The organism is Blastomonas aquatica (genome assembly GCF_014639875.1).
GTDB classification, from domain to species: Bacteria; Pseudomonadota; Alphaproteobacteria; order Sphingomonadales; family Sphingomonadaceae; genus Blastomonas; species Blastomonas aquatica.
On sequence record NZ_BMGD01000002.1, the window covers coordinates 557,637 to 582,474 of the forward strand.

The 24,838-nt window shown below is 62.9% G+C and carries 27 protein-coding genes; 14 read left to right on the forward strand and 13 right to left on the reverse strand.

Annotated features, from left to right (window positions below):
• Window positions 1-70: 70 nt before the first annotated feature.
• Window positions 71-550, reverse strand: a complete 480-nt coding sequence (locus tag IEW00_RS06790) for a DUF1465 family protein (RefSeq protein WP_188513605.1) — start codon at window positions 548-550, stop codon at window positions 71-73.
• A gap of 144 nt (window positions 551-694) precedes the next feature.
• Entirely contained in the window at window positions 695-892 is a 198-nt protein-coding gene (locus IEW00_RS06795) for a YdcH family protein (RefSeq protein WP_188513606.1), read from the reverse strand.
• Window positions 893-1,100: 208 nt separating this feature from the next.
• Between IEW00_RS06795 and IEW00_RS06800 the strand changes: the two genes are divergently transcribed.
• From IEW00_RS06800 to IEW00_RS06835, 8 genes are all read left to right on the forward strand, one after another.
• Window positions 1,101-1,259, forward strand: coding sequence for a YdcH family protein (locus tag IEW00_RS06800; protein ID WP_373282598.1), 159 nt, complete (start codon window positions 1,101-1,103; stop codon window positions 1,257-1,259).
• Window positions 1,260-2,136: 877 nt separating this feature from the next.
• The gene (gene ptsP, locus IEW00_RS06805) at window positions 2,137-4,419 is read left to right on the forward strand and encodes a phosphoenolpyruvate--protein phosphotransferase (RefSeq protein ID WP_188513607.1); all 2,283 of its coding nucleotides are present in this window, start codon (window positions 2,137-2,139) and stop codon (window positions 4,417-4,419) included.
• A gap of 168 nt (window positions 4,420-4,587) precedes the next feature.
• Window positions 4,588-5,478 (forward strand): helix-turn-helix domain-containing protein, encoded by an 891-nt coding sequence (locus IEW00_RS06810; protein WP_188513608.1) that lies wholly within the window; start codon window positions 4,588-4,590, stop codon window positions 5,476-5,478.
• Between the two features lie 135 nt (window positions 5,479-5,613).
• Window positions 5,614-6,591, forward strand: coding sequence for a hypothetical protein (locus IEW00_RS06815; RefSeq protein WP_229736868.1), 978 nt, complete (start codon window positions 5,614-5,616; stop codon window positions 6,589-6,591).
• Window positions 6,575-7,543, forward strand: coding sequence for a tRNA lysidine(34) synthetase TilS (gene tilS / locus IEW00_RS06820; RefSeq protein WP_188513609.1), 969 nt, complete (start codon window positions 6,575-6,577; stop codon window positions 7,541-7,543). The genes IEW00_RS06815 and tilS overlap by 17 nt, the downstream gene beginning before the upstream one ends.
• A gap of 92 nt (window positions 7,544-7,635) precedes the next feature.
• Window positions 7,636-9,591 (forward strand): ATP-dependent zinc metalloprotease FtsH, encoded by a 1,956-nt coding sequence (gene ftsH / locus IEW00_RS06825; protein ID WP_188513610.1) that lies wholly within the window; start codon window positions 7,636-7,638, stop codon window positions 9,589-9,591.
• A 36-nt stretch (window positions 9,592-9,627) separates the two neighbouring features.
• Entirely contained in the window at window positions 9,628-10,011 is a 384-nt protein-coding gene (locus IEW00_RS06830) for a hypothetical protein (protein WP_188513611.1), read from the forward strand.
• Window positions 10,012-10,142: 131 nt separating this feature from the next.
• On the forward strand, window positions 10,143-10,451 hold the full coding sequence (locus IEW00_RS06835) for a hypothetical protein (RefSeq protein ID WP_188513612.1): 309 nt from the start codon (window positions 10,143-10,145) through the stop codon (window positions 10,449-10,451).
• Window positions 10,452-10,666: 215 nt separating this feature from the next.
• Here IEW00_RS06835 and rpoZ read toward each other — a convergent pair whose 3' ends face one another.
• Together rpoZ and IEW00_RS06845 are read right to left on the reverse strand one after the other, a co-directional pair.
• Window positions 10,667-11,011, reverse strand: coding sequence for a DNA-directed RNA polymerase subunit omega (rpoZ, locus tag IEW00_RS06840; protein ID WP_188513613.1), 345 nt, complete (start codon window positions 11,009-11,011; stop codon window positions 10,667-10,669).
• Window positions 11,012-11,077: 66 nt separating this feature from the next.
• Window positions 11,078-11,737 carry a class I SAM-dependent methyltransferase gene (locus tag IEW00_RS06845; protein ID WP_188513614.1) on the reverse strand — a complete coding sequence of 220 codons (660 nt, stop codon included), beginning with the start codon at window positions 11,735-11,737 and terminating at the stop codon, window positions 11,078-11,080.
• 129 nt (window positions 11,738-11,866) lie between these two features.
• Here IEW00_RS06845 and IEW00_RS06850 point away from each other — a divergent pair, with 129 nt between their 5' ends.
• Together IEW00_RS06850 and IEW00_RS06855 are read left to right on the forward strand one after the other, a co-directional pair.
• Window positions 11,867-12,202 carry an antibiotic biosynthesis monooxygenase family protein gene (locus IEW00_RS06850; RefSeq protein WP_188513615.1) on the forward strand — a complete coding sequence of 112 codons (336 nt, stop codon included), beginning with the start codon at window positions 11,867-11,869 and terminating at the stop codon, window positions 12,200-12,202.
• The gene (locus tag IEW00_RS06855; RefSeq protein WP_229736869.1) at window positions 12,199-13,545 is read left to right on the forward strand and encodes an MFS transporter; all 1,347 of its coding nucleotides are present in this window, start codon (window positions 12,199-12,201) and stop codon (window positions 13,543-13,545) included. The genes IEW00_RS06850 and IEW00_RS06855 overlap by 4 nt, the downstream gene beginning before the upstream one ends.
• 7 nt (window positions 13,546-13,552) lie before the next feature.
• Here the strand turns inward: IEW00_RS06855 and IEW00_RS06860 are convergent, their stop codons facing one another.
• The 3 genes from IEW00_RS06860 to glpX all read right to left on the reverse strand — a co-directional run bounded on the left by IEW00_RS06860 (window position 13,553) and on the right by glpX (window position 16,231).
• Window positions 13,553-14,188: a ribonuclease T2 family protein gene (locus IEW00_RS06860; RefSeq protein ID WP_188513616.1), complete on the reverse strand. Its 636-nt coding sequence runs from the start codon at window positions 14,186-14,188 to the stop codon at window positions 13,553-13,555.
• A gap of 87 nt (window positions 14,189-14,275) precedes the next feature.
• On the reverse strand, window positions 14,276-15,124 hold the full coding sequence (nadC, locus tag IEW00_RS06865) for a carboxylating nicotinate-nucleotide diphosphorylase (protein WP_188513617.1): 849 nt from the start codon (window positions 15,122-15,124) through the stop codon (window positions 14,276-14,278).
• Between the two features lie 105 nt (window positions 15,125-15,229).
• The gene (gene glpX / locus IEW00_RS06870; protein WP_188513618.1) at window positions 15,230-16,231 is read right to left on the reverse strand and encodes a class II fructose-bisphosphatase; all 1,002 of its coding nucleotides are present in this window, start codon (window positions 16,229-16,231) and stop codon (window positions 15,230-15,232) included.
• Between the two features lie 118 nt (window positions 16,232-16,349).
• Here glpX and IEW00_RS06875 point away from each other — a divergent pair, with 118 nt between their 5' ends.
• Window positions 16,350-16,859, forward strand: coding sequence for a hypothetical protein (locus IEW00_RS06875; RefSeq protein WP_188513619.1), 510 nt, complete (start codon window positions 16,350-16,352; stop codon window positions 16,857-16,859).
• Window positions 16,856-17,380: a GNAT family N-acetyltransferase gene (locus tag IEW00_RS06880; RefSeq protein ID WP_188513620.1), complete on the forward strand. Its 525-nt coding sequence runs from the start codon at window positions 16,856-16,858 to the stop codon at window positions 17,378-17,380. The genes IEW00_RS06875 and IEW00_RS06880 overlap by 4 nt, the downstream gene beginning before the upstream one ends.
• A 120-nt stretch (window positions 17,381-17,500) precedes the next feature.
• On the opposite strand, the gene IEW00_RS06885 is transcribed toward IEW00_RS06880, so the two are convergent.
• Entirely contained in the window at window positions 17,501-18,436 is a 936-nt protein-coding gene (locus IEW00_RS06885; protein ID WP_188513621.1) for a DUF808 domain-containing protein, read from the reverse strand.
• A gap of 5 nt (window positions 18,437-18,441) precedes the next feature.
• Window positions 18,442-19,746, reverse strand: a complete 1,305-nt coding sequence (locus IEW00_RS06890) for a homoserine dehydrogenase (RefSeq protein ID WP_188513622.1) — start codon at window positions 19,744-19,746, stop codon at window positions 18,442-18,444.
• Between the two features lie 279 nt (window positions 19,747-20,025).
• Here IEW00_RS06890 and IEW00_RS06895 point away from each other — a divergent pair, with 279 nt between their 5' ends.
• Window positions 20,026-20,823 carry an NTP transferase domain-containing protein gene (locus IEW00_RS06895; RefSeq protein WP_188513623.1) on the forward strand — a complete coding sequence of 266 codons (798 nt, stop codon included), beginning with the start codon at window positions 20,026-20,028 and terminating at the stop codon, window positions 20,821-20,823.
• 118 nt (window positions 20,824-20,941) lie between these two features.
• On the opposite strand, the gene lepB is transcribed toward IEW00_RS06895, so the two are convergent.
• From lepB to pyrE, 4 genes are read right to left on the reverse strand one after another with little or no spacing between them, the layout of a single operon-like run.
• Complete coding sequence (lepB, locus tag IEW00_RS06900; protein WP_188513624.1) at window positions 20,942-21,820, reverse strand: signal peptidase I; 879 nt, start codon at window positions 21,818-21,820, stop codon at window positions 20,942-20,944.
• A 37-nt stretch (window positions 21,821-21,857) separates the two neighbouring features.
• Window positions 21,858-22,262 (reverse strand): holo-ACP synthase, encoded by a 405-nt coding sequence (gene acpS, locus IEW00_RS06905; protein WP_188513625.1) that lies wholly within the window; start codon window positions 22,260-22,262, stop codon window positions 21,858-21,860.
• The gene (locus IEW00_RS06910; RefSeq protein ID WP_188513626.1) at window positions 22,259-22,999 is read right to left on the reverse strand and encodes a pyridoxine 5'-phosphate synthase; all 741 of its coding nucleotides are present in this window, start codon (window positions 22,997-22,999) and stop codon (window positions 22,259-22,261) included. Before IEW00_RS06910 ends, acpS begins: the two co-directional genes overlap by 4 nt.
• Window positions 22,996-23,589: an orotate phosphoribosyltransferase gene (gene pyrE, locus IEW00_RS06915; protein ID WP_188513886.1), complete on the reverse strand. Its 594-nt coding sequence runs from the start codon at window positions 23,587-23,589 to the stop codon at window positions 22,996-22,998. The genes IEW00_RS06910 and pyrE overlap by 4 nt, the downstream gene beginning before the upstream one ends.
• Window positions 23,590-23,787: 198 nt before the next feature.
• Between pyrE and coxB the strand changes: the two genes are divergently transcribed.
• Window positions 23,788-24,837 (forward strand): cytochrome c oxidase subunit II, encoded by a 1,050-nt coding sequence (coxB, locus tag IEW00_RS06920; RefSeq protein ID WP_188513627.1) that lies wholly within the window; start codon window positions 23,788-23,790, stop codon window positions 24,835-24,837.
• Window position 24,838 lies beyond the last annotated feature (1 nt).

Below are 24,838 nucleotides of genomic sequence, written 5' to 3' on the forward strand. Positions count from 1 at the left end.
TTAATCGTATGATTAAACCTGTGGCGAGGGATTGCAATCGGTCAATTTTGGGAGGTGGACGAAGGGTGCGTCAGGCCAGTTCGCTGGCGAGCCGTGCCTGCATGTGGAGCACTGCGGGGCGCAACGCGGTTTCCTCGACAAAACCCAGCCGCTCGGCCTCGAGTGATTTTTCCAGCCGAACCAGCCGGTCGAGAAGGTGCTGGGTATCGCGTACCAGTCGCTGCGCTTCTGTCGGTAGTCGGACGACGACGAAGGGATCGCTTGAAGCGCATTTGCCCAGAGAGCGGCTTCGGCTGTGCAACTGATGCTGCGAAAGCTCGCCGGCGAAAAACGCCTTCTGATTGAGCAGCCAGGCAATCGAATGCATCAACCGGGTGGTGACGCGCAGCGATTCGCACGACATATCGATGCGGATCTCATCGTGCTTGGTGAGGCCCTGGTCTTCGGGGCTGAGCTCGAAATAGGACCGTGCCTCGTCAGCCAGCACCATCGCCTCAACGTACAGCGACTCGATCAGTTTGACGGTGAAGGGGTGCTGATGATGGGACATGCGCCATCCTTGCCAAAGTCCGCCGGTGCTGCACAGCCGGAACCTATGGTTAAGGCCGTGTAGATGCAGTTTGTGCCAGCCCGGAACAGGTGTGCGCCGGACAATTGCATATCGGCGAGAAAGCAACCGGGGTCCGGTAAAGCATCAGGCGATGATATCGGGGATCAGATAATCTTCGAGCATCGCGATTTGGTCGCGCAGCATCAGTTTGCGCTTTTTCAGCCGCGCCAGTTGCAGCATGTCGGCGGTGCCTCCATTGCTCAACGATCCGATGGCGTGGTCCAGATCGCGGTGTTCGATGCGCAGCAGGACCAGCTTCTGCCGGACTTCTTCCTCTGTCACGCGCGACGCCTTTCCAGACCGGGGCCGGGCCGTGAACGCGGCCCGCGATTGCTTTTGCGCAGGCCGGACACCTGCCAACTGTCGCGGTTATGGAATGTTTCGCCGCATTGCAAGCGCACCTGTGCATAACATCAAAGACAGCCCATAAATTTTATGTTTAGATCACTCTCCCAAGATGAGAAGGGTCAATGAGTCGAAGGAGACATAGATGTTGCAAGACAGTCATACGCAAGCCCTCAAGGCCAAGCATGCCGGTATTGAACGACTGATCCACGACGAAGAAAGCAGGCCTGCGCCCGACGCCGCGCGGATCGCCAGGCTTAAGAAGCAGAAACTGCGTATCAAGGAAGAGATCAGCCTGCATTGACGCACTGATCTGAACTTCCGCGGACTGGGCGCATCCCGGACGCGATAATCCCAGCCCGGCGCGTCTGACGAGGGGTCAAATCGCGCGCCGGGCGATGGATTGAACATAAACGAAGCCTGCAAAAAACCCCTAGACCGGCTTGAGCGACGAGCCGGTTGGCGATCAACTCAGGTGCAATCCTCTTGAGCCCCGACCGCCAGCATTGCAGCCGAGCGCGGCTGCAGCATGACCGGGCAGGTTACCCACGCGTTGCCAGCCGCGATATGCCCGTGGTCAAATTCTCGAGGCGACGAAATTGGCGGCAACTGGCCGAGGCCGAGCCTTTGCCAGGCAACTGATCGTCGACAGCCTCCCATCTTTGTCGCGAAAGATTTCGCAGCTCCCTGTCGCCGGAACGGCCCGGCCATCGCGGAGAGTGACCTGCGATACCGTCATTTTGTCGCCCGTCATGGAGCCTGCGAATTGGCCCATTGAACCCCAGCTCCGTTGCATGAAGTCCAGTGTCGCGGTTGTTGTCCCTCGGCCAATCGTCACTGTGTCGCACAGAAGCAAGGTTGTATCAGCCCGAAATCTTGTCACTTTTTCGGGATACTGGCAGCGACCTTCGATGACGCTTTTGCCTTCGTCTTGAGCACCAACAGGTGCCGATACCCCGAACGCGACTGCGAGCACCGCCATCGCGGACCTCATCAAGGCTGCTGATCGTATGTCTGGCATCTCGTGAATATGACGCGGAACGCGCGCGGGCTCAATAACTGAAATGCGATCGCTTCTGGACCCCCAGCGAGCGCCTGATTTGATGGCCGCCGCGCGATACCCCCAAACCGGTGCCAAGCGCCGATAGCCTCGCGCCAAAGTGCGTGCTAGACCTGCCATCATGTCAGAAGCCCAGATCAACGCCACGCTTGCCGCCCGGACCATCCTGACCCGCCTGCATGACGTAATGGCCGCGCGCACCAATGCGCAGGCCAAGCTCAACCAGGTGGTCGACATCATCGGCGATTCGCTCAATAGCGAGGTGTGCTCGATCTATCTGCTGCGCGAAGGCGTGCTCGAACTGTTCGCCACCCGAGGCCTGAACCAAGAGGCGGTGCACGTCACCAAGCTGGCGATGGGGCAGGGGCTGACCGGAACGATCGCGCAGAATGTCGAGACGCTGAACCTTGCCGAGGCGACCGCGCATCCCGACTTCCAGTATCGCCCCGAAACCGGTGAGGAAAAGTTCCACAGCTTTGCCGGCGTTCCGATCGTGCGGATGGAGCGCGCGATCGGGGTTTTGTGCATCCAGCATGTCGAGCCGCGGCGTTATCTCGAGGTCGAGATCGAGGCGATGCAGACGGTGGCGATGGTGCTGTCTGAACTGATCACCAACGCCGAGATGGTCGACGAGCACGGCACGTTCGACGGCCAGGCAGAGCTCACCCATTCGCAGCACGAGATCGGCTTTCCACTGGTTGCGGGGCTGGCGAGCGGCAAGGTGGTCTTCCATCAGCCGCGCATCACCATCGAGCATGTCGTCGCCGAAGACGTCGAGGCCGAGCGCCAGCGGGTCTATTCCGCATTCATCAAGATGCGCGAGCAGATCGACAAGATGTCGAACCAGGCCGAGTTCGGAACCGGCGGCGAGCATGACGAGGTGCTCGAGACTTACAAGATGTTCGCCTATGACGAGGGGTGGTCACGGCGGATCAACGAGGCGATCGACAGCGGGCTGACCGCAGAAGCCGCGATCGAGCGCGTCCAGCAGCGCACCCGGATGCGGATGCGGCAGATCGACGATCCGCTGCTCGCCGACCGGATGCACGATCTGGAGGATCTCTCCAACCGGCTGCTGCGCATGGTTTCGGGCCAGATCGGCACCGCAGCGCAGATGGGCCTGCGCCAGGACACGATCCTGATCGCGCGCAACCTGGGTCCGGCCGAACTGCTCGAATACGACCGGCGGCGGCTCAAGGGCGTGATCCTCGAGGAAGGATCGCTGACCGCGCACGTGACCATCGTCGCGCGCGCGATGGGGATTCCCGTGATGGGCCGGATGCGCAACATTCGCCATCAGGTGCGGCAGGACGACCATCTGCTGATCGACACCAACGAGAACTCGGTGCTGATCCGCCCCGCGCCGCAGGTGATCGAGGCATTCGAACAGAAGTTCCTGCGCAGCCGCGAGAAACTGGCGGCCTATGCCGCGCTGCGCGATGTCGAGCCCGTGAGCAAGGACGGCACTCGGATCGGGGTGCTGATCAACGCGGGCCTGCGTGATGATATCGCGCATCTGGCGATCACCGGCGCCGATGGTGTCGGGCTGTTCCGCACCGAGTTCCAGTTTCTCGTGTCGGCGACCTTGCCGCAGCGCGAGCGTCAGCTGCGGCTGTATCGCGATGTGCTCGACGCCGCGGGCGAAAAGCCGGTGATCTTCCGTACGCTCGATATCGGCGGCGACAAGTCGCTGCCCTATCTGCGCGAGGACAGTCCAGGCGAGGAGAACCCCGCGATGGGCTGGCGAGCGCTCCGGCTGGCGCTCGAGCGCGACGGCCTGCTCAAGGTCCAGGCGCGGGCGTTGCTCGAGGCGGCGGCGGGGCGGACGCTCAACGTCATGTTCCCGATGGTGGCGGAACCCTGGGAATTCGACGCCGCACGGCAGGTGTTCGAAAATCAGCTCGCGTTCCTCAAGGCACGCAAGAAGATCCTTCCCGAGCGCATCCGCTATGGTGCGATGCTCGAGGTGCCCGCATTGGCCGAAACGCTGGATATTCTTGGGCCGAAGCTCGATTTTCTGTCGATCGGCACCAATGATCTGACCCAGTTCCTGCTCGCCGCTGATCGGGCGCATCCCAAGCTGGCGCAGCGTTACGACTGGATCTCGACCGCAATCCTGCGCTTCCTGCGCCGGGTGGTCCGCGATGTAAGCCCTTATAAGATCGACGTGACAGTGTGCGGCGAGATGGGCGGAAGGCAACTCGAGGCGTTGGCGCTGCTCGCCATCGGCATGCGGCGGTTGTCAATCACGCCAGCGGCTGTCGGACCGATCAAGGCGATGGTGCGCTCGCTCGACATCGCTGCGGCCAGCGCCAAGATGGAAGAAATGCTCGCCAATCCGCCTGTCGATATGCGCGCCGAGCTGCTGCGCTGGGCTCACGCCAACGGGGTCGAGCTCGGGTAGCTCGCAATCGGTTGCAATTGCCTATTTCCAAGGCATATTTGTTACACGTCTTTTCGTTGTTGAAAGGCTCGAAACGCCCCAAAAACATTGACTTTGACAGCCATTCATTGTTTCTGCGTCACAGCGGCAAATAGGATAACCGGGTAAACCCGGGTCGGGAGCGCACACGTGTCGAGCACGGCAGACGATACACAAGGCCAGCCATCAACCGATGGTTCGGAGACCGGGAACCTGTTCCCTCCTGTCCATGCCGGAGAGCGTCTGCGCGATGCCCGCATGGCCCAGAAGATGACGCTCGACGACATCGCCTCGCGTACTCGTATTCCGGTTCGGCATCTCGAAGCGATCGAGGCAGGAGAGTTTGCCAGCCTTCCTGGGCGTACTTACGCGATCGGCTTTGGCAGGGCCTACGCCCGCGCAGTGGAACTGCCCGAGGAAGAGATCGCGCAATCCATTCGCGAAGCGCTGGGTGGTTCTTCTGCGGCTCCAACCCGCGATGCCACCCAGTTCGATCTGGACGAGCCCAGCAAGGTGCCCTCAGCACGCATCGCCTGGATGGCTGCCGCAGTTGGCGCCGTCATCCTCATTTCCGGCTTTGGTATCTGGCGCACCTATTTCTTTCCCGGAGCCAATGTCGAGGAACTGGCGCAGGCGGCGGACGCGGAATCGAGCGCTGCGCCTGTTGCGAGGCCCGCAGCCGCGCGCCAGCCGGCAGACACCGCGTCGGCGGTCGATCCCAAGGCGGAGGTTGTGTTCACTGCGACCGAGGACAACATCTGGATCAAGTTCTACGATGGTGAGGGCAAGCAGCTGATGCAGAAGCAGATGACGCTGGGCGAGCAATATGCGGTGCCCGGCGATGCTGTCGAGCCGCAGGTATGGACCGGGCGTCCCGATGCGTTTGAGATCACCGTCGGCGGCCGCACCGTCGCCCCACTCGGGACATCCGAAGTTGCGGTCAAGGACGTGCCCGTAACCGCGACTGCGCTGATGGCGCGACCTGCCGGGCCCGCGCAGGAACCAAGCGACGCGCAGCCGGGCGCCGACCAGACCGGATAACCGGATCCAAGCCGTTTTGGTCAACTGTGGTTCAGCGACGTCATGACATCAATTTTGTGATCCCTCGGCTTTGACGAAAGCTGCGCGGGTCGTATAGATTTTTTCACGAACAATCTTTTCGAGCTGGAGCCCGACATGTCCACCCGCCGCTTATCCCCGTTTTTCCTGCGTCCGGTCAGCCTGTCGGCCCTCTTGCTATCTGGCACTTTGCTGGCGGCCCTGGTCGCATCGGCGAGCCCGGCTGCTGCCCAGGCTGCGTCGATCGAGCCGCGGGTGAAGAAGCTGGAGACTGAGATGCGCGCTGTCCAGCGCAAGGTGTTTCCCGGTGCATCGGACCGGTTCTTCGAGGCTGAAATTTCCGCGCCAGCCGCTGCGCCCAACACCACTGGAACCAGCGCCAGCGCGCCGATAACCGATCTGCTGCAGCGGGTGGATACACTCGAAAACCAGTTTACCCGGCTGACCGCGCAGACCGAAGAGAACGGCTTCAAGCTTGGCCAACTCGAAAAGCGGCTGGCATTGATCGAGGAAAAGGCGGCCCAGGCTGCAGCAGCGGCTGCCGCTAACCCAGCTGGTGCTGGGACAATGGGTGCCTTGGGATCGGGCGGGACGCCAGCGCGCGCCACGTCTGTCGGCACGGCAGCGACGATGGGTGCGGCCGCAGCAGCGCCGAGTACAGAGCGGGTGGCGGCGGTGTCTGCCATCGAAAAGCCGCAGACGTCGGACGCGGGCGAAGACGCCTATCTGTATGGCTACCGTCTGTGGGAGGCGAAATTTCTTCCCGAATCGCAGGCGCAGCTGCGCTTCGCGCTTGAAAAGCACCCCAGGCACAAGCGGACCAGCTATACCCGCAACCTGCTAGGCCGGGCGTATCTCGATGACGGCAAGCCCAGCGCCGCTGCCAAGATGTTCGCCGAGAACTACGAAAAGGAACCCAAGGGCGAACGCGCTCCGGAAAGCCTGTATTTCCTCGGGGAATCGCTGATCAAGCTCAACGAAAAGCCCAAGGCCTGCATCGCCTTTGCCGAACTGGCCGAGGTTTACCCCGACGTCGCCACCGGGCGTCTGTCGGACCGGCTGGCCTCCGGGCGTCGCAATGCCGGATGCAAATAACGATCCGCTGACCACCGTTGGTTCGGCGCTGGCGGAGTTGATCGGCTCGCCGACCGCCCCGCTGTTGCTTGCGGTTTCGGGCGGGCCAGACAGCATGGCGATGCTCGACATTGTCCGCCGCTGCTGGGCAGGGCCAGTGTTTGTAGCCACGGTAGATCATCGCCTGCGTCCCGAAAGCGCCGATGAGGCCGCGATAGTCGCAGGCTATTGCGCCGGCATCGGTGTGCCGCATGCCATTTTGTACCCTGACGTGCCAATCACCGGCAGCGTGCAATCAGCCGCACGCGCGGTCCGCTATCGCCTGCTCGAACAGGAGGCGGCACGGTGTGGCGCGACGTTCATTGTCACCGCGCACCATGGCGATGATCAGCTCGAGACGATGCTGATGCGACTTGCGCGGGGCAGCGGGATCGATGGGCTCGCCGGGGTTCGCGCACGCAACGGTCGGGTCGTTCGCCCGCTGCTGGGTCTGCGCAAAGCTGATCTGGTGCAGCACTGCGCAATTCATGCCATCCCGTTCGTGCAGGATCCCAGCAACGCCAACACCGACTTTGACCGGGTGCGGATACGATCCGCGCTTCAGGGCTTCGCACTGATCGACCCGCTTCAGGCAGCGCGCTCGGCGGCGGCGTTGGCAGAGGCAGTCGATGCGCTCGACTGGATCGTTGGTCAGGAAGCTGAATCGGCGATCACCATCAAGGCGGGCACTGCGGAGCTTGCCCCGAATCTTTACCCAGCAGCGGTGCTAAGGCGCCTCGTGCTGCGCTGCCTCGAGCATGTCCAGCCCGGCATCGCGCCGCGCGGAGACGGCTTGGGGAGGGTCATCGATACGCTGCAAAAGGGTGGCCAGACGATGATCGGCGATGTGCTCTGCAACGGCGGCGAAAGCTGGCGTTTCGCGCCTGCGCCGCCACGACGCAAGCCATTTGATGCGCGCGCCACGACCGAATAATCCATTCGCGGGCTGAATGGCAGGCGGATTATATTGTCATTCAGGATTAGTGGCCTATCTTGATCATAGTTTATTTCCGCAAAGGCACTGTGATGAACGACGACCAGGATCCCAACGCCAACCAGAACGGCTGGATGAAGAACATGCTCATCTGGGCAGGTGTCATCATCGGTCTGCTGGTCGTCGTATCGTTGATCGATACGCGCGGCAGCACCGACCGGGGCAGCTCGATCAGCTACTCCACTTTCCGCGACCGCGTCGCCGACGGCCAGGTGAAAAACGTCACGATCTCCCCCGATCGCGTCACCGGCACCTATGTCAACGATGAGCAGTTCACGGCTGTCCGGGTCGAGAACGACCCCAGCCTGATCCCGCTGCTCGAGGAAAAGGGCATCGATTACAGCGGCAAGGCCGAGGAACAGCCCAGCCTGCTGATGTACATTCTGCTGCAGTCGCTGCCGTTCATCCTGATCATCGCCATCGCATTCTTCGTGCTGCGGCAGGTGCAGAAGGGTGGCGGCGCCAGCGGCGCGATGGGCTTCGGCAAGTCCAAGGCCAAGTTGCTGACTGAAAAGTCGGGCAAGGTCACCTTCCAGGACGTCGCCGGCATCGACGAGGCGCGCGAAGAGCTTCAGGAGATCGTCGAGTTCCTGCGTGATCCCAGCAAGTTTGCGCGACTCGGTGGCCAGATTCCCAAGGGCGCGTTGCTGGTCGGTTCGCCCGGTACCGGCAAGACCTTGCTGGCGCGTGCGATTGCAGGCGAAGCTGGCGTGCCGTTCTTCACCATCTCGGGTTCGGATTTCGTCGAAATGTTCGTCGGCGTCGGTGCAAGCCGCGTGCGCGACATGTTCGAGCAGGCCAAGAAGAACGCGCCGTGCATTGTCTTCATCGATGAAATTGATGCGGTCGGTCGCCATCGTGGCTCTGGCCTGGGCAACTCGAACGACGAGCGCGAACAGACATTGAACCAGCTGCTGGTCGAAATGGATGGTTTTGAAGCCAACGAAGGCATCATCATTATCGCGGCGACCAACCGTCCCGACGTGCTCGACCCCGCACTCTTGCGTCCGGGCCGTTTCGATCGTCAGGTCGTGGTGCCAGTTCCCGATATCGAGGGCCGCGAAAAGATCCTGCAGGTGCACATGAAGAAGGTGCCATTGGCACCCGACGTCAACGCCCGCACGATCGCGCGCGGCACCCCGGGGTTCTCGGGTGCCGACCTGGCCAACCTGGTCAACGAGGCGGCTCTGCTCGCGGCACGCCGTGGCAAGCGTCTGGTGGCGATGAGCGAGTTCGAAGCCGCCAAGGACAAGGTCATGATGGGCGCCGAGCGCAAGTCGATGGTGATGACCGAGGACGAAAAGCGGATGACCGCCTATCACGAAGCCGGCCACGCCATCGTTGCGGTGCACGAGGAAGCCTCGGACCCGATCCACAAGGCCACCATCATCCCGCGCGGCCGCGCGCTGGGGATGGTGATGCGTCTGCCCGAACGCGACGTCTACAGCTATCACCGCGACAAGATGTATGCCAACCTGGCCGTCTCGATGGGTGGCCGCGTCGCCGAGGAAGTGGTCTTCGGCTATGACAAGGTGTCTTCGGGTGCCAGCGGTGACATCCAGTACGCGACCAAGCTGGCGCGCGACATGGTCACCAAATGGGGTATGTCCGACGAGCTTGGCCCACTGCAGTACGAAGAGCAGTCCGAAGGGTATCTGGGTTATGGCCAGAACCAGCGGATGATGATGTCGGACGAGACCGCACGCAAGATCGACGCCGAGATCCGCAAGATCGTCGACCAGGGCTATGATCGTGCCAAGCACGTTCTGTCTGAGCATGTTGATCAATTGCACACGCTCGCGCTGGCGCTGCTCGAGTTCGAGACGCTGAGCGGCGACGAGATCCAGGAGATCATCGCAACCGGCAAGCTCGATCGCCCCGATGGCAAGTCGATCAAGCCCGATGTCGCGCCAGGCATCGGTGCGGTGATCCCACGCGCCGGCAAGCGCAAGGGTCCGTTCCACGATCCCAAGCCGCAAGGCGCCTAAGCCGACCGATTGTTCGTGTTCGTGATTGCTACGAAAATGCTTCCGGCGCTGCTGGCCTTCCAGGCCGCAGCGCCGGTTGCCGTTCCAGCTCCGCCCGAAACGGTCGCAGAGTTTCTTTTGCAGGCCGAGGCACTCGCCGAGATGGGTAATGACGCGGCTGCAGTTTCGCCCGAGGCCGATGCGATCCGCACCGCGATCCAGCAGGCCGCCTTGGCCTATCGCGCCAGCCTGGCCGAAGCAGCGCAGCGCGGCGCGCCGCCTGCAAGCTGTCCTCCGTCTCCCGGGCAGGCACAACTGACCCTGGGGGATATCACAGGCTATTTCCGCGCCTTTCCGCAAGTCAACCGGCCCATGCCGCTGGCGACGGCTTTTGCGCTGGTGATGACGTTGCGGTTCCCGTGCGCGAAGACCCCGGAGTGAGGTCATCTGCCGTTCATCGTGCTGTGTTAGGTGAGCGGCACAGTCGGGCGGAGGTTAGGCACTATGAATTTGTAATGCGGGTAGGGATATTGGCGACGGCAGCTTTTCTGTCAGTGGCGGCGACATCTGAAATGACCACGGGTCAGTTTCTGGCGGCAATGGACAAGGCCGAGAGTTTGGGGCCGGCGGCATTGATGTCGTCCGATGTCCGCGATCTTCGCGCCGAGAGCGACCGCGTATTGACGCTGTATCGCGCCGATATCGCCAGGCAGGCAAAAACGGGCGGACCGCGCCATAGCTGTCCTCCTCCCAAGGGCGAGGGCAAAATGAAGGGCGAGGAGCTCAAGATCTATCTGACAGGGCTTCCCGCCGCGAAGAAAAAGCAGCCGTTCCGAACCGCACTTTACGATTTCATGAAGCAGAAATACCCCTGCAAATAGGCAGGCGCGTTTGGGCATGAGCGATCCGCTCGAACGCAATCATCCTTCGTTCTCTCCGGCGAAAGCCGGAGCCCAGTGGCGAAATTGCGCTATTTTCGCCCTGGATTCCGGCTTTCACCGGAAAACGGCTGCCGAGCTCTACGCAACACACGAAAAAGGCCGCGACCCCCTCGGGGAGCGCGGCCTTTTCGGTAACTTTAAACAACGTGGAAGGATCAGCCTTCGAAGTCGCTGCCCATGTTGCTGGTGCGGGCAGGGGCCGATGCGGTGAGGCGCAGCGCTTCTGCCGACAGGCTGAGCGAGCCGATTTCGTCGGGCATGTCGTCGTCGTCGACCTGCACCTTCTGCAGCGACACGATCAGGCCTTCCTTGAGCTCGGCAGGGAACACGGTTTCGTCTGCGATTTCGCGCAGCGCGACGACCGGGTTCTTGTCGCGGTCACGATCGATGGTCAGTTCGGCACCGCCGCTGATCTCGCGTGCACGCTGGGCAGCGAGCAGAACGAGGTCGAAACGGTTGGTGACCTTGTCGATGCAATCTTCAACGGTAACGCGCGCCATGAACGGGCTCCAGACTCTGTCAGAATATCAGGGAAAGGCGGGCCTTAGTCTCATGCCCGGATAAAGTCAATGATGGCTGCGCTTAGCCGTCGTTTCGCTATCGGCCTTCCAGCCCCAGAACAGGTGGCACGGCAGAACATTCCAAAACTCGTAGCCCCGATCCACACGGTCGAAATAGGGCCGGATCAGTTGATTGGTGAAGGTGTTGAACTGATAGACCAGAAACGCCCCGCCGGGGCGCAGTGCGCGGTGGGTCGCCTGGGCGATCTCATCGGCGACATTGCCGGGCAACGTCGAGAGCGGCAGGCCCGACAGCACGTAATCGGCATGGGCAAAGCCATGCTGCGCGATGATCGCCTCGACATCGGCGGCAGATCCGTGAACCGCAATGAACCGGCTGTCGGGGATGGTCTTGCGCAGATAGCGGATGAAATCCGGGTTGGTGTCGATCGCGATATAGGTCGCGTTGCGGGGAAGCTTGTCGAGCACCGGGCGGCAGAAGGTTCCGACGCCGGGGCCATATTCCACGAACAGCTCGACGGTCTGCCAGGGAACCGGAGCCAGCATTTTGCGGATGGTGCGATCTGACGACGGGACGATCGAGCCCACCATGACCGGGTGCTTCACAAAACCCTTTGCGAAAACCCCCCAAGCGCCGAACAGACGCTCGGCGCGCGCCTTGATCCGCTGCCGCAGGGGCAGCTGGGCCAGGTCGTTGGAATGCATGGAAAACCTCTCAGATTGGCTGTCAACGAGCTGTCACAATTGCAGATTGGGGCGGGCAAAGCAATCATGTGCATCAGTCGCCCATTGCAACTCTTTGCAACGCGGATGCCAGCGCGTAGAGCATTTGTCATGCTTGCGTCCACAGATTCCCGCATTCATGCGACAGATGCCATCGCGGTCATCTTTGCTGCGCAGCACAGCGGGCGGGATACCGAAGGTTACAGGCTCGCCGCAGCCGCGATGGATGCGCTGGCCGCGCAGCAGCCCGGCTTTCTCGGGATGGACCATTCGAGCAGCGCCGAAGGCTTTGGAATCACGGTCAGCTATTGGACCGATGATGCCAGTGCCAAGGCCTGGCGCGACAACCCCGAGCATGCCGCTGCCCGCGAATCCGGACGCGCGCGCTGGTACACCCGTTATACGATCCACGTTGCCCGGATCGAGAGAGGCTATGCCTGGCCATGAGCGACATGCCCGCCCAGCACGAAAGCCCGCTGACCGGCCAAAAGCTGCCCACCGACCGGATGGCGTTGCTGTTCATGGTCATGCTGGTGACCGCCGCGGGCAACACCGCAATGCAATCGGTCATGCCCGCAATTGGCACCCGGTTGGGCGTCGCCGATTTCTGGGTGAGCCTGGCCTATAGCTGGTCGGCGCTGTTGTGGATGATTTGTGCGCCCCGCTGGGCGCGGTTGTCGGATCGGCGCGGACGCAAGGCGCTGATGAACCTGGGGCTATGGGGCTTCATCTCGTCGTTCGCGTTTTGCGGGCTGACACTGATGGCAGGGCTCAACGGCTATATTTCTGGGGTTTGGACGCTGTTGATCTTTGCGCTGTTCCGCAGCCTTTATGGCGGACTGGGATCGGCTGGGCCACCGGCGGTGCAAGCCTATGTGGCTGCCCGCACCAGCCGCCAGGAACGCACCCAGTCGCTGTCGATGATCTCGTCGTCTTTCGGGCTCGGCACCGTGATCGGTCCGGCTCTGGCGCCGTTGATCATCCTGCCGTTCCTGGGACTGCCCAGCCCGTTTTTCATCTTCGCCGCTTTCGGGCTGCTGGTGCTGGTGACGCTGAAGCTGCGTCTTCCCGACGATACACCCAGCTATTCCGCGCGCGGCCGATTGATCTCCGAGCCGATGAGCACCGGCGCAGCGGGCGAGGTCTATGACGCCGAGCAGCACGACGAGAACTCTGCCGACGTCGTGGCGCCCTCGCAAGAAAGGTTGTCCTGGCGCGATCCACGACTGCGGCCCTGGTTGATCACCGGGCTGGTTGGCGGGCATGCCAATGCGATGATCTTGGGGCTGGTCGGCTTCATGCTGCTCGACCGCCTTGACCTGCGCGCTACGCCGGAACTGGCCGCCGGTCCGACCGGGCTGGTGCTGATGGCGGGTGCGTTTGCGACCTTGCTCGCGCAATGGGGCTTGATCCCGTACCTCAAGATGGGGCCGCGCAGTTCGACCCTGTGGGGCATGGCTCTGGCGGCAGGCGGGTGCACGATGGTTGCCTTCTCCTGGAGCCTTAACGCGATCGCATTGGGCTTTGCCATCGCCTCGTTGGGTTTCGGGCTGTTCCGTCCCGGCTTTACCGCAGGTTCGTCGCTCGCGGTAACCCGCGCTGAACAGGGGCAGGTCGCCGGGATCGTCGCCTCGATCAACGGTGCTGCCTATATCATCGCTCCAGCGATCGGGGTGTGGTTGTACAACATCGCGCCGCTCGAAGCGTTTGCGATCATCATCGCGCTGTGTGTCTTCCTGCTGGTCTGGGGGCGCAGGACGCTTCAGCCGGACGAAGTTCTGGTCCGCTAGATCGTGATCACAGCCCGCGCCAGATTCTAAGTGGGACATCCCCGCGCGGTTGGCGGACATGGGCAGGGCAGGCGCGCGGACGATAGGTCAGCCCCAGGCACACGCGCACCTCCTGCAGCCAGCCGCGGGTGTTGCTGCGGATCACGATGCTTTGCGGCGTCATCCCGGGATTGGCGCGCGCGAGTTCGCGCTTGAGCATTCCGTGGGTCAGCGCGCGGCGCGACAGCCGCTCCATATCGGGAAGCTGTATTGCGCGGTAAACCTTTGTTGCGGTTCGGAAATAGGTGCCGGGGTCGCGGGCCATGCAGCTGCCGTGCTTGTCCCATTGGTGCGCGATCAACCGGGGTGATGGCATATCGCACAACGTGCTGCGTACCACCGAAAGCGGCACCTGCACCGGTGATCGCGCGCAATATTGCGGGTAGGCGGCGGTCTTGCCCTTGGGCCACAGGCCGTGGAGGATGAAGCCGAATTCGCCATGATCGCGGCTGCACTGCAGCGCCTCGCCCGGACGGTTTTCGCGGCCCTTGCAGTGTTCTGGCGACCAGCTGAGCGCCAAGGTGTAACCGGTGACCGGGATCACCCGGCGGACGTCCTTGCCGGGGCGTTTGGGGATGGATAACGCCCTCAGCTGTTCGGGCATTCGGCATTGATAGGCCTGCGCCATCGCAGGGACGGAAAGACCGCTACCGCATGCCCCCAACGCGGCAAGGGCAGCCAGCAACCGCATTCAGGCCGCCGTGAAATCCAGGCCGATGTCGGCGGCAGGCGCCGACTGGGTCAGCCGCCCGACCGAGATGAAATCGACACCTGTCTGTGCGATCGCGCGGATCGTCTCGAGCGTCACACCGCCCGATGCTTCGCACGGCACCCGTCCGCCGACCAAAGTCACCGCTCCGCGCAAGACCGCAGGCGACATGTTGTCGAGCAGCAGGTGGGTCGCGCCGGCGGCGAGCGCAGGCTCGATCTGGTCGACACGATCGACCTCGACGATGATTCGCTCGATTCCGCCAGCGAACGCGCGACGGACCGCCTCGCCGATATCGCCTGCCACTGCGACATGGTTGTCCTTGATCATAGCGGCATCCCACAGCCCCATGCGATGGTTCTGCGCGCCGCCCTGGCGGGTCGCGTATTTCTCGAGCAGGCGCAGCCCGGGGATGGTCTTGCGCGTATCGAGCAGCACCGCGCCGGTCCCCGCGATCGTATCGACATAGGTCCGCGTCAGGGTGGCGATGCCGCTGAGGTGCTGCACGGTGTTGAGCGCCGACCGCTCTGCGGTGAGCAACGCCCGTGCCTTGCCGGAGACGCTGAGCAGATCGGTCCCGGCGAGAACCGTCGCACCTTCGGAGACCAGCAGTTCAACCTCGCAATCGGGGTCGAGCGCGCGGAAAAATGCCGCGGCAATCGGCAGCCCGGCGACCGTCATCGGGTGCCGGGCATCCATCACCCCGGCAAAGCGCGCTTCGGCGGGGATGACGCTTTGCGAGGTGACGTCGAGGCCATCGGGGCCAAGATCCTCCGCCAGCGTTGCGGCGACGAACTGTGCCAGGTCAAAGCCGTCGATCGAAAAGGCCATGGTATCTTTTCCCTGCCGGAGCATGTGACCGGTGCCGCCGTTGCCCGCAAACCCCCTCAAGCCGCCGGCATGGGCTTTTGTCTCCCCCCACCGGCGGCAATCGGCTTAATCAGCGATGCGGTGCTCGCCCTTGACCCAGCGCACGGTGCCGCTCGACGAGCGCATCACTACGGTTTCGGTGGTCATGATGCCATCGCGGCGACGCTTGACGCCTTCGAGCAGCGACCCATCGGTGACGCCGGTCGCAGCAAAGATGCAATCGCCCTTGGCAAGATCGGACAGGTCATAGATCGCGTTCAAATCCTCGATGCCCCATTTGCGCGCACGGGCACGCTCGTCATCGTTACGAAACAGCAGACGGCCCTTGAACTGGCCACCGACGCAGCGCAGCGCTGCCGCCGCCAGAACGCCCTCGGGTGCGCCGCCAGAACCCATGTAGAGGTCGATCGTGGTGTCGGGATCGGTGGTGGCAATCACGCCAGCAACATCGCCATCGGGAATCAGCACAATGCCACAGCCGATGCCGCGCAGTTCCTCGATCATTTCGGCATGGCGCGGCCGGTCGAGCACGCACACGATGATGTCGGCAGGTTTCACGCCCTTGGCAGCGGCGAGCGCCTGCACGTTTTCGGTCGGGGTCTTGTTGAGATCGATCACGCCTTCGGGGTAGCCGGGGCCAACAGCAATCTTGTCCATATAAACGTCGGGCGCGTTGAGCAGGCATCCGTTTTCGGCAATCGCCAGCACGGCGAGCGCGTTGGGACCAGCCTTGGCGGTGATGGTGGTACCTTCGAGCGGATCGAGCGCGATGTCGATGCGCGGCGCGCCTGCATTGCCAAGTCCGACCTTTTCGCCGATGTACAGCATCGGAGCCTCGTCGCGCTCGCCTTCGCCAATCACCACGGTGCCGTCGATATCCAGTCCGTTGAGCGCCGCGCGCATCGCTTCGACGGCGGCAGCGTCGGCGGCCTTCTCGTCGCCCCGGCCGATCAGCTTGGAAGCTGCGATAGCCGCCGCTTCGGTGACCCGGACCATTTCGAGCACCAGAACCCGGTCGAGTTGTGGGGTTTCTGCAGGGGGCGTTGCTTTCGGGCTTGCGCTGGACATGGCAGGCGGGTCATCCTTCTATTATGGGGCACCAGTTGCGTTCCAGGCCTGGTGCGTTGCGCCCGGTCCATAAGGGAGCATTATTGCATTGTCGAGAATGCTGTTCGCGGCGGCCCTGGTGGCCTTTTCCGCCCTTTTGGTCCCGGCTGCAAGCGCGCAGGACGCGCAGGATGATACAAGGCTGCCCGAACCTGAACAGCGCGCGCCCGATCCGGTTGACGCGAAGGTCAAGCAGCTGATTCGGCAATCCGACGAATGGACCGGCAAGGAAGAGCGCGCAAAACGCTGCCAGCCCAGCGCGGCGGGCCAGGCTATCGTCGTGTGCGGCGAGACCGACCCGAGCGCCAAGTTTCGGGTTCCGCCCGATACCGAAGGGCGGCTTGCCACCGGCGGCCCGCCGCCAGCGCCCGATGTGGCAGGCGATGGCATCTTCAAGGGCAAGGCGACCTTCAGCGGATGCATGATCCCGCCATGCCCTCCGCCGCCTGCCTATATGATCGATTTTTCCAAGCTGCCCGAGGTTGACGAAGAGTATCTTAAAAGGGCGCGTGCGGCAGAGGCAGCGGAACGTCTGCGCTCCAGCACCGCCACCACAACTGGTCCCAACGGCAGCGGCGGCCCGCAATGAGCGCGATCCCTGTGATCGAAACCTTGCGCCTGCGTCTGCGCGGGCCGGTGCCCTCCGATTTCGACGCGTATGCAGCGATGTGGGCCGACGAACGGGTCACGGCGTTTATCGGCGGCAAGCCGCGCAACCGCACCGAAAGCTGGGCAAGGTTCATTGGCATGCACGGGCTATGGGCGTTGTGCGGCTATGGCTACTGGCTGTTCGCCGATCGCCAGACCGACGCCCTGGTCGGCGTCGGAGGGCTTGCCAGCTTCGAGCGCGGCATTGCCGAATTGCAGGGCTATCCCGAGGCCGGCTGGGCGATTGCACCCGATCGTTGGTCGAAGGGGCTGGTGAGCGAGGCGATGGAAGCCGTGATGGCGTGGAGCGACGCGACGCGGGGTGCACCTGAAATCCGCTGCATCATCGATCCCGGACACGGTGCATCTGAGCATGTCGCGACCAAATTGGGTTTCGTGAAGATCAGCGAGGCGTGGCTCGAGCCCAAGCCGGTCAATGTGTATGCGCGGGTAGTGGGGTAGAGGTTAGTGCCCGTTTTGCCTTTTCGTCACCCCCGCGCAGGCGGGGGTGACGCTTCTGCGCTGACATCCCGCCAAAGCGGGATTCCCGCGTTCGCGGGAATGACTGGAGTAGAATAAGCGTCAGTGCTTCTTGCCCGGCAGCGCCTTTAGCGCGAACGCGATGATGCTGCCCAGGACGAAACCGACGATGCCGGCCAGCACCGCGCCGATCACCCATTCGACCAGTCCGCCGACGGCAGGCATCGCCGCGCCACCTGCAACCGCCAGATCGTGAATGAAATGCTCGGGGCCATCGATGCCGAACACGGCCAGGCCATGGATGATGATCTGCCCGCCGACCCAGATCATCGCTGCCGTGCCGATGATCGACAGCGCCGACATCACCACCGGCATCGCCTTGACCAGTCCCCGGCCAAAGCTCTGCGTTGCGGCTGAGTCCTTCTGCGCCAGATGCAGGCCGATATCGTCCATCTTCACGATCACCGCCACCGCGCCATAAACGACGAGGGTGATGAGCAGGCCGACGACCGCCAGCACCGCTGCCTGGATCATGATCGGTCGATCGGCGACTTCAGACAGCGCGATCGCCATGATTTCGGCCGACAGGATCAGGTCGGTGCGCACCGCGCCGCTCACCCGCTCGTTCTCGAGCGCGAACATGTCCTGCACTTGCGCCACGTCTTGTGCGACGTCGGGTTTGTGACCCAAGGCGTGGACCACCTTTTCCGCACCCTCGAAGCACAGATACAGCCCGCCCAGCATCAGGATCGGCGTGATCGCCCAGGGCAGGAACGCGCTGAGCAGCAGCCCGATTGGCAACAGTATGACGAACTTGTTGAACAGCGACCCCTTGGCGATCCGCCAGATCACCGGCAGCTCGCGCTCGGGCTTGAAGTCGGTGACGTATTGCGGGGTGACCGCGGCATCATCGACCACGACGCCGGCAGCCTTGGCTCCAGCCTTGGCCGATGCGGCTCCGATATCGTCGAGCGATACGGCTGCAAGCCGCGTCAATGCGGCGACATCGTCCAGAAGTGCGGCAAGACCGGAGGGCATGAGGGTCAGTCTCCCAGAAGGTGAATCACGAGCGGTTCGGCATGCAGGCTGGGGGAGCCCTTCAGGGCTAAGATGGTGGCAGCCACCGCACTTTCTGGGCCTTCGTGCGTGACCATCGCCACCAGCACGCTGCCATTGGGGCTGCGGCCCTTCTGGATGAGGCTTTCGATCGAAACCCCTGCATCGCGCATGGCCGCGGTGATCTCTGCAAGAACCCCGGGGCGGTCGGCGACTTCGAAGCGCAGATAGCATTTGCCGATGCGGTGCCCCGTTTCGGCGCGGCCAACCTTGTCGAGCTCGCGCACCGGCATCGAGAAGGCAGGGCCGATTTCGCCGCGCGCGATGTCGATCAGGTCGGCGACGACCGCGCTTGCGGTCGGACCATCGCCCGCGCCTGCGCCCTGAAACAGCAGGCGTCCGGAGAAGTTGCCCTCGGCCACCACCGCATTGGTCGATCCGTCGACATGCGCCAGCGGATGGTTCATCGGTACCAGATAGGGGTGGACCCGCTGGAACAGTCGCGCATCGCCGTTGCTGCCGTCAATCTCGGCCATGCCGATCAGGCGGATACGGTAGCCCAAAGCGTCGGCCTGGGCGATATCGGCGGACAGGATCTTGCGGATGCCGCTGCGCTCGATCCCTTCGAAATCGAGCTGGGTGCCAAAGGCGAGTGCGGCGAGAATCGAGAGCTTGTGCGCGGCATCAACGCCATCGATGTCAAAGCTGGGGTCGGCCTCGGCAAAACCGCGCGCCTGGGCTTCAGCGAGCACGTCGGCGAAATCCTGCCCGGTTTTTTCCATCGCCGAGAGGATGAAGTTACAGGTGCCGTTGAGGATGCCATAGACCCGTTCGAGCCGGTTGGCCGCAGCGCCTTCGCGCAGGCCCTTGATCACCGGAATGCCACCTGCAACCGCAGCTTCGTATTTGAACGCAAGGCCAGCGGTCTCGGCGCGCTGGGCGAGATCGAGCCCGTGATGCGCGACCATCGCCTTGTTGGCGGTGACGAAGGCTTTTCCGCCCGCGATGCTTTCCTTGGCGAGCGTCAATGCCGGGCCGTCGGCGCCGCCGATCAGCTCGACCACGACATCGATATCCGGCCGGGTGGCGAACTCGCCCATATCGTCGACCCATTCATAGCGCGACAGGTCGACGCCGCGATCCTTGGACCTGTCGCGTGCGGTGATCGCCGCGACACAAATGGGTTTGCCCGCGCGCCGGGCGATCAGCGCCGCATTCTCTTCGAGCAGCCGGATCACGCCTGCGCCGACAGTTCCAAGCCCCACCAGCGCGATGTTCAGCGTCTCACCCATTTAACGTCCCTCAGCGTTGCCTCATCCGCGTTGTCCTTAGCGTGTGGTGCGCCAAAGGGAAGAGATCAAACAGATGTGCGCCAGCGCCAGGGGGCTGAGGCCAGAGGGCGGGGGTCGGAGGGCGGGGGTCGGAGGGCAGGGGGCAGGGGGCAGGGGGCAGGGGGCAGGGGGCAGGGGGCAGAGAACAGGGGCCAGAGGGGAGAAGCAACCAGGGTTGTTGGCAGTGCAATCGCACTTTATAGGCGCTGGGACACCCGAAGTGCGCGAAAGGTCTGCAGCATGTCAACGCCAACTATTCTCATTCTTGCGGGCAAGCGCGATGGCAAGCTTGATCCTTTGGCGGAGGCTGCAGGTGTCACCCATAAATGCAAGGTGCCGATCCAGGGCAAGCCGCTGCTGCAATGGGTCCTGGAGGGCGTTCAGGACGCCTGGCCTGATAGCGCTATCTGGGTCTCGATTCATGATCCTGCTGTGATCGCGGATATCCCTGCTGTTATCGCGTTGACCGCTGCTGGTCGGCTGCACATGAGCGTATCGCGCGATGGCATCGTTGAAAGCGTCGAGGCGGTCGTCGAAGAATCGGGCCATGCTTTCCCGATGCTGATCACGACCGGTGATAATGTCCTGATCACGCCCGAGGTGGTGAGATCGGTGCACGACTTCGGAATGCGCGAAGGGGCAGGGGCGGTGCTCTCGATTGCGGAGAAAGCAAGCATCCTCGCCGCGCACCCTGAAGCCCAGCGCGGGTTTTATCAGTTTTCTGACATGGCGATTGCCAATTGCAATGCTTACTGGCTGCGCGATGCAGCCTCATTCCGTGCGGCAGAGGCATTTCGGCAGGGCGGCCAGTTCATGAAGAATGTCGGCCGGATCGCCAAGGCGTTCGGTTTGTGGAATCTGTTCCGGTTCCGGATGGGGTGGTGGAGCGTCGATGGCGCGATGGCGGCGATCTCGCGCCGGTTCAAGGTCAAGGTGCGTGCCTTCCTGCTAACCGAAGGCGCGTACGCCGTCGATGTCGACAACGAGCGGACCTACAAGATCGCCGAGATGCTGCTTGCCAAACGCAAGCCCGGCTGAGCGTTACCTCGCAATCGTCATTCCCGCAAACGCGGGAATCCCGCTTGATCTCAGGCCTCGGCGCACAAGCGGGACCCCCGCGTTCGCGGGGGTGACGGAAAAGGTGGGCGGTTCGCCCTCAGTCCCTATCCGCGCGCAAGGAATTGCCGGCGCGGTCGCCACGAAGCGACTGCCACCAGCTGAGCGGGTTCCAGTTGGTGCTGCCATCGAGAGAGAACGTCACGATTTCGGCGCGACCGCCGACGTTCTCGAGCGGCACCGCGCCTCCCAGGCCCAGTTCCTCGCGGCTTGCGCGGCTGTCGGCGCTACGGTCGCGGTTGTCGCCCATCAGGAAGACGTGTCCCGCCGGGACGGTGTAGGGGCCGTAATTGTCGAGCGGATAATCGGGGCCCAGATCGATGGTGTTGTACGACACGCCATTGGGCAGGGTCTCGCGGATGATCGGCAGTTCGCAATAGAACCTGCCATCGGCACCGCGCATCTTGAGCATCGGGAAATCACTCGCGTTGCATGGCGAGTTGAGATCGACCGGCAGCAGCAGATTGGGCTGTACCGCGCGAACGACCTCTTCACCGTTCAGGATCACCCGGCCCGACTGGACCTCGATCGTGTCGCCGGGGCGGCCGATCACGCGCTTGATGTAATCGGCGCTGGCGCCTTCGGGGGTCGCGATGACGATATCGCCATATTCGGGGGTCGATCCGTTGATCCGCCCCTTCATCGGCGGCAACAGGTGGAACGAGACCGAGACCCACGACCAGCCATACGGATATTTGCTCACCACCAGCCGGTCACCCACCAGCAGATTGGGCATCATAGACATGGTGGGGATATAGAAGGGTTTGGCAACCAGCGAGTGGAACGCCAGCACCGCGAGCAGCAACAGGAAAAGCCCGCGAATTTCCTCGAACCAGTTGACCGGCTTGTGGTCGTCGTCGGCAGGGGTGCGGCGCGCTGGGTCCGCATGGATCGCGGCGTCGGAAGCTTCAGGTGCCATAGAGCTGTCTTTCGGGTCCGGGCCGGGCGGGGGATTGTCAGTCAATGGGCCGCGCCTCGATGATCACGAATGCCTGCGCCCATGGATGATCGTCGGTGAGCGTCAGATGAATGAAGGCGCTATGGCCTGAGGGAATCATGCTGTCCAGCCGCGCCTTTGCGCCGCCGGTCAGTTTCAGCGTCGGCGCTCCTGAAGGAGCGTTGACGACACCGATGTCCTTCATGAACACCCCCGCCTTGAACCCGGTTCCCACCGCCTTGGAAAAAGCCTCTTTGGCGGCAAACCGCTTGGCGAGCGTTCCTGCCTTTGTGAACGGGCGGCGTGCAGCCTTGGCCTGCTCGACTTGCGTGAAGACGCGTTGTTCGAACCGCGCACCGAAGCGGTCGAGCGACTTCTGGATCCGCTCGATGTTACACAGGTCCGAGCCCAGCCCGATGATCACCGAGCCTCATCCATCAGCTGCCGCATCCGGCGGATGCTGGCTTCCAGTCCGTCGAAGATCGCCTCGCCAATGAGGTAATGACCGATATTCAGTTCGGCGAGCTGCGGGATGGCAGCGATCGGCTGGACATTGTCGAAGGTCAGGCCATGCCCCGCGTGCGGCTCGATGCCGTTCTTGGCGGCCAGTGCCGCCGCGTCGGCGATGCGCTTGAGCTCGGTCTCGATCCCGTCGCGGTCCTCGTCCAGCCACAGATGCGCATAGCGCCCGGTGTGCAACTCGACCACGGGCGCGCCCAGACGCATTGCGGCATCGATCTGTCGCGCTTCGGGCTCGATAAACAGGCTGACACGGATACCGGCATCGGTCAGGCGGCCGACGATCGGTGCGAGCGTATTATGCATACCCGCCGCATCCAGCCCGCCCTCGGTGGTGCGCTCCTCGCGCTTTTCGGGAACGATGCACGCGGCATGGGGCTTATGGCGCAACGCAATATTGAGCATCTCGTCGGTCGCGGCCATCTCGAGATTGATCGGCAGCGTGGCCCCCGCCATGATCGTGTCGAGATCGCTGTCACGGATATGCCGCCGGTCCTCGCGCAGGTGTACGGTGATCCCGTCGCCGCCCGCGGCTTGCACGATCTGCACCGCGCGCATCGGATCGGGATGATCCCCGCCGCGTGCATTCCGGATGGTGGCGACGTGATCGATGTTGACGCCAAGGCGCAGATGCCGGGTCACGCCGCGAGTGCCTCCTTGCGGCTTCCCGGTTTGACCACCGGAATCGCTGCCAATTCGGGTGGCAGGGCGTCGGAAGCGTAAGTCGGGAAATTGAGCGAGATCAGCGGGAAGAACGGAACGCCCAGCGAGACTTCGCCTGCCGACCGATCGACCAGCGCGCCTGCCGCAATGACTTCGCCGCCCTCCGCATTGACCGCCGCGATCGCTTCGCGCGACGACAGTCCGGTGGTAACGACGTCTTCCATCAGCAGAACCTTCTGCCCCGGCTTCACCGCAAAACCACGGCGCAGCTCAAAGGTGCCGGTGGGGCGTTCGACGAACATCGCTTCAACGCCCAGCGCCCGGCCCATTTCATGCCCTATGATCAGGCCGCCCATCGCGGGCGAGATCACCAGTTCGACCTGGCTGCGGATATCGCGCGGCATCCGGCTGGCGAGCGCGCTGGCGAGCCGCGATGCGCGCATCGGGTCCATCAAAACGCGCGCGCATTGCAGATAATGCGCGCTGTGCAATCCGGATGACAGAATGAAATGCCCTTCAAGCAGCGCCTGGCTGGCACGGAACTCTGCCAGAATCTCTTCTTCCTGCATTGGTTTAAGCCTCATTACGTAACGTCGATGCCATCCTGCTGGGAAAGCATACGCATGTGCACAAAAAATATCCCTAGATTGGCTTGAGACTGGCGGCAAGCCTGCGTATAGGCACGGTTAGCTATGACGCAAACACGGCAGTGATCCGGCACTACGGGACGTGGACGGATGCCCTGCCCATACAGGGACATTCTACGAATGGCGTTCGCATTTTGGACGAAATCTATCGGTTTCGCAGCCCTTGCTCTCGTTACCGCGCCGATGGCGCTGGCGCAGACGCCGCCGGCGCCGCCGGTAATGGCACCTGCGCCCAGCACGCAGGTCGCCCCTGACGCTGCAGCGACTGCCGAAGCTGCACCTGCCGATGCCGTTGCCGCCGGAGCGCTTGATTCGAGCTACACGCCGATGGCGCCGACCCCGGGCAAGGGCATGCCCGTAGATAGGGGTATTGATTTTCAGGATCAGTATTCTGAGCTTGGCGAATATGCCTATTGGTTGGACACGGTCGTTCTGCTGCCGATTATCGTTGCAATTTCGCTTCTCGTTCTCGGGCTGATTGTCTGGATCGTTTTCCGGTATCGCGCGGCCGCAAACCCGGTTCCCTCTCGCGTGACCCACAACACCACGATCGAAGTCATCTGGACGCTGGTTCCGGTGTTGATCCTCGTGGGCGTCGCAGTTCCGTCGATCGATCTGCTCGCCAAACAATACAAACCTGCGCCTGCGTCGGCTGTGACAGTGAAGGTGACCGGCTACCAGTGGTACTGGGGCTACAGCTATCCCGATAACGGCGATTTTGAAGTCGTCTCGAACATGTTGAGCGAGGAAGACTCGATCAAGAGCGGCGAGCCGTTCCAGCTCGCGGTCGACAACCGCATGGTCGTTCCTGCTGGTGAGCCGATCCGCATCATCACCACCGCATCCGACGTGATCCACAGCTTTGCGGTGCCTTCGCTCTGGTTCAAGATGGACGCCGTCCCCGGCAGGTCGAACGAGAAGATGTTGGTGATCAAGGAGCCTGGCGTTTATTACGGTCAGTGTTCGGAGCTGTGCGGCGCACGTCACGCGTTCATGCCGATCGCGGTGGAAGCACTGCCCCGCGCCAAGTTCGACGCTTGGGTCCGTTCGCAGGGCGGCACCGTCCAGGGCGACGAAGTCGCCGCCACTCCCGACGCGCTTCCGGCAGCCGCCACCACCACTCCCGCAACGCAGGACGCAGCCGCCGCTGCTCCTGCAGCCGCTCAGTAAA

Coding starts and splice junctions, on each gene's coding strand:
- IEW00_RS06860 (WP_188513616.1), bottom strand. CDS start 14,188: ATGCCCGAACAGCTGAGGGCGTTATCCATCCCCAAACGCCCCGGCAAG.
- rpoZ (WP_188513613.1), bottom strand. CDS start 11,011: ATGGCGCGCGTTACCGTTGAAGATTGCATCGACAAGGTCACCAACCGT.
- glpX (WP_188513618.1), bottom strand. CDS start 16,231: ATGTCCAGCGCAAGCCCGAAAGCAACGCCCCCTGCAGAAACCCCACAA.
- IEW00_RS06895 (WP_188513623.1), top strand. CDS start 20,026: ATGTCAACGCCAACTATTCTCATTCTTGCGGGCAAGCGCGATGGCAAG.
- IEW00_RS06815 (WP_229736868.1), top strand. CDS start 5,614: ATGTCCACCCGCCGCTTATCCCCGTTTTTCCTGCGTCCGGTCAGCCTG.
- IEW00_RS06890 (WP_188513622.1), bottom strand. CDS start 19,746: ATGGGTGAGACGCTGAACATCGCGCTGGTGGGGCTTGGAACTGTCGGC.
- IEW00_RS06850 (WP_188513615.1), top strand. CDS start 11,867: ATGCTTGCGTCCACAGATTCCCGCATTCATGCGACAGATGCCATCGCG.
- pyrE (WP_188513886.1), bottom strand. CDS start 23,589: ATGCAGGAAGAAGAGATTCTGGCAGAGTTCCGTGCCAGCCAGGCGCTG.
- ftsH (WP_188513610.1), top strand. CDS start 7,636: ATGAACGACGACCAGGATCCCAACGCCAACCAGAACGGCTGGATGAAG.
- nadC (WP_188513617.1), bottom strand. CDS start 15,124: ATGGCCTTTTCGATCGACGGCTTTGACCTGGCACAGTTCGTCGCCGCA.
- IEW00_RS06800 (WP_373282598.1), top strand. CDS start 1,101: ATGTTGCAAGACAGTCATACGCAAGCCCTCAAGGCCAAGCATGCCGGT.
- IEW00_RS06845 (WP_188513614.1), bottom strand. CDS start 11,737: ATGCATTCCAACGACCTGGCCCAGCTGCCCCTGCGGCAGCGGATCAAG.
- IEW00_RS06790 (WP_188513605.1), bottom strand. CDS start 550: ATGTCCCATCATCAGCACCCCTTCACCGTCAAACTGATCGAGTCGCTG.
- ptsP (WP_188513607.1), top strand. CDS start 2,137: ATGTCAGAAGCCCAGATCAACGCCACGCTTGCCGCCCGGACCATCCTG.
- IEW00_RS06830 (WP_188513611.1), top strand. CDS start 9,628: ATGCTTCCGGCGCTGCTGGCCTTCCAGGCCGCAGCGCCGGTTGCCGTT.
- IEW00_RS06835 (WP_188513612.1), top strand. CDS start 10,143: ATGACCACGGGTCAGTTTCTGGCGGCAATGGACAAGGCCGAGAGTTTG.
- tilS (WP_188513609.1), top strand. CDS start 6,575: ATGCCGGATGCAAATAACGATCCGCTGACCACCGTTGGTTCGGCGCTG.
- lepB (WP_188513624.1), bottom strand. CDS start 21,820: ATGGCACCTGAAGCTTCCGACGCCGCGATCCATGCGGACCCAGCGCGC.
- IEW00_RS06855 (WP_229736869.1), top strand. CDS start 12,199: ATGAGCGACATGCCCGCCCAGCACGAAAGCCCGCTGACCGGCCAAAAG.
- IEW00_RS06880 (WP_188513620.1), top strand. CDS start 16,856: ATGAGCGCGATCCCTGTGATCGAAACCTTGCGCCTGCGTCTGCGCGGG.
- coxB (WP_188513627.1), top strand. CDS start 23,788: ATGGCGTTCGCATTTTGGACGAAATCTATCGGTTTCGCAGCCCTTGCT.
- IEW00_RS06885 (WP_188513621.1), bottom strand. CDS start 18,436: ATGCCCTCCGGTCTTGCCGCACTTCTGGACGATGTCGCCGCATTGACG.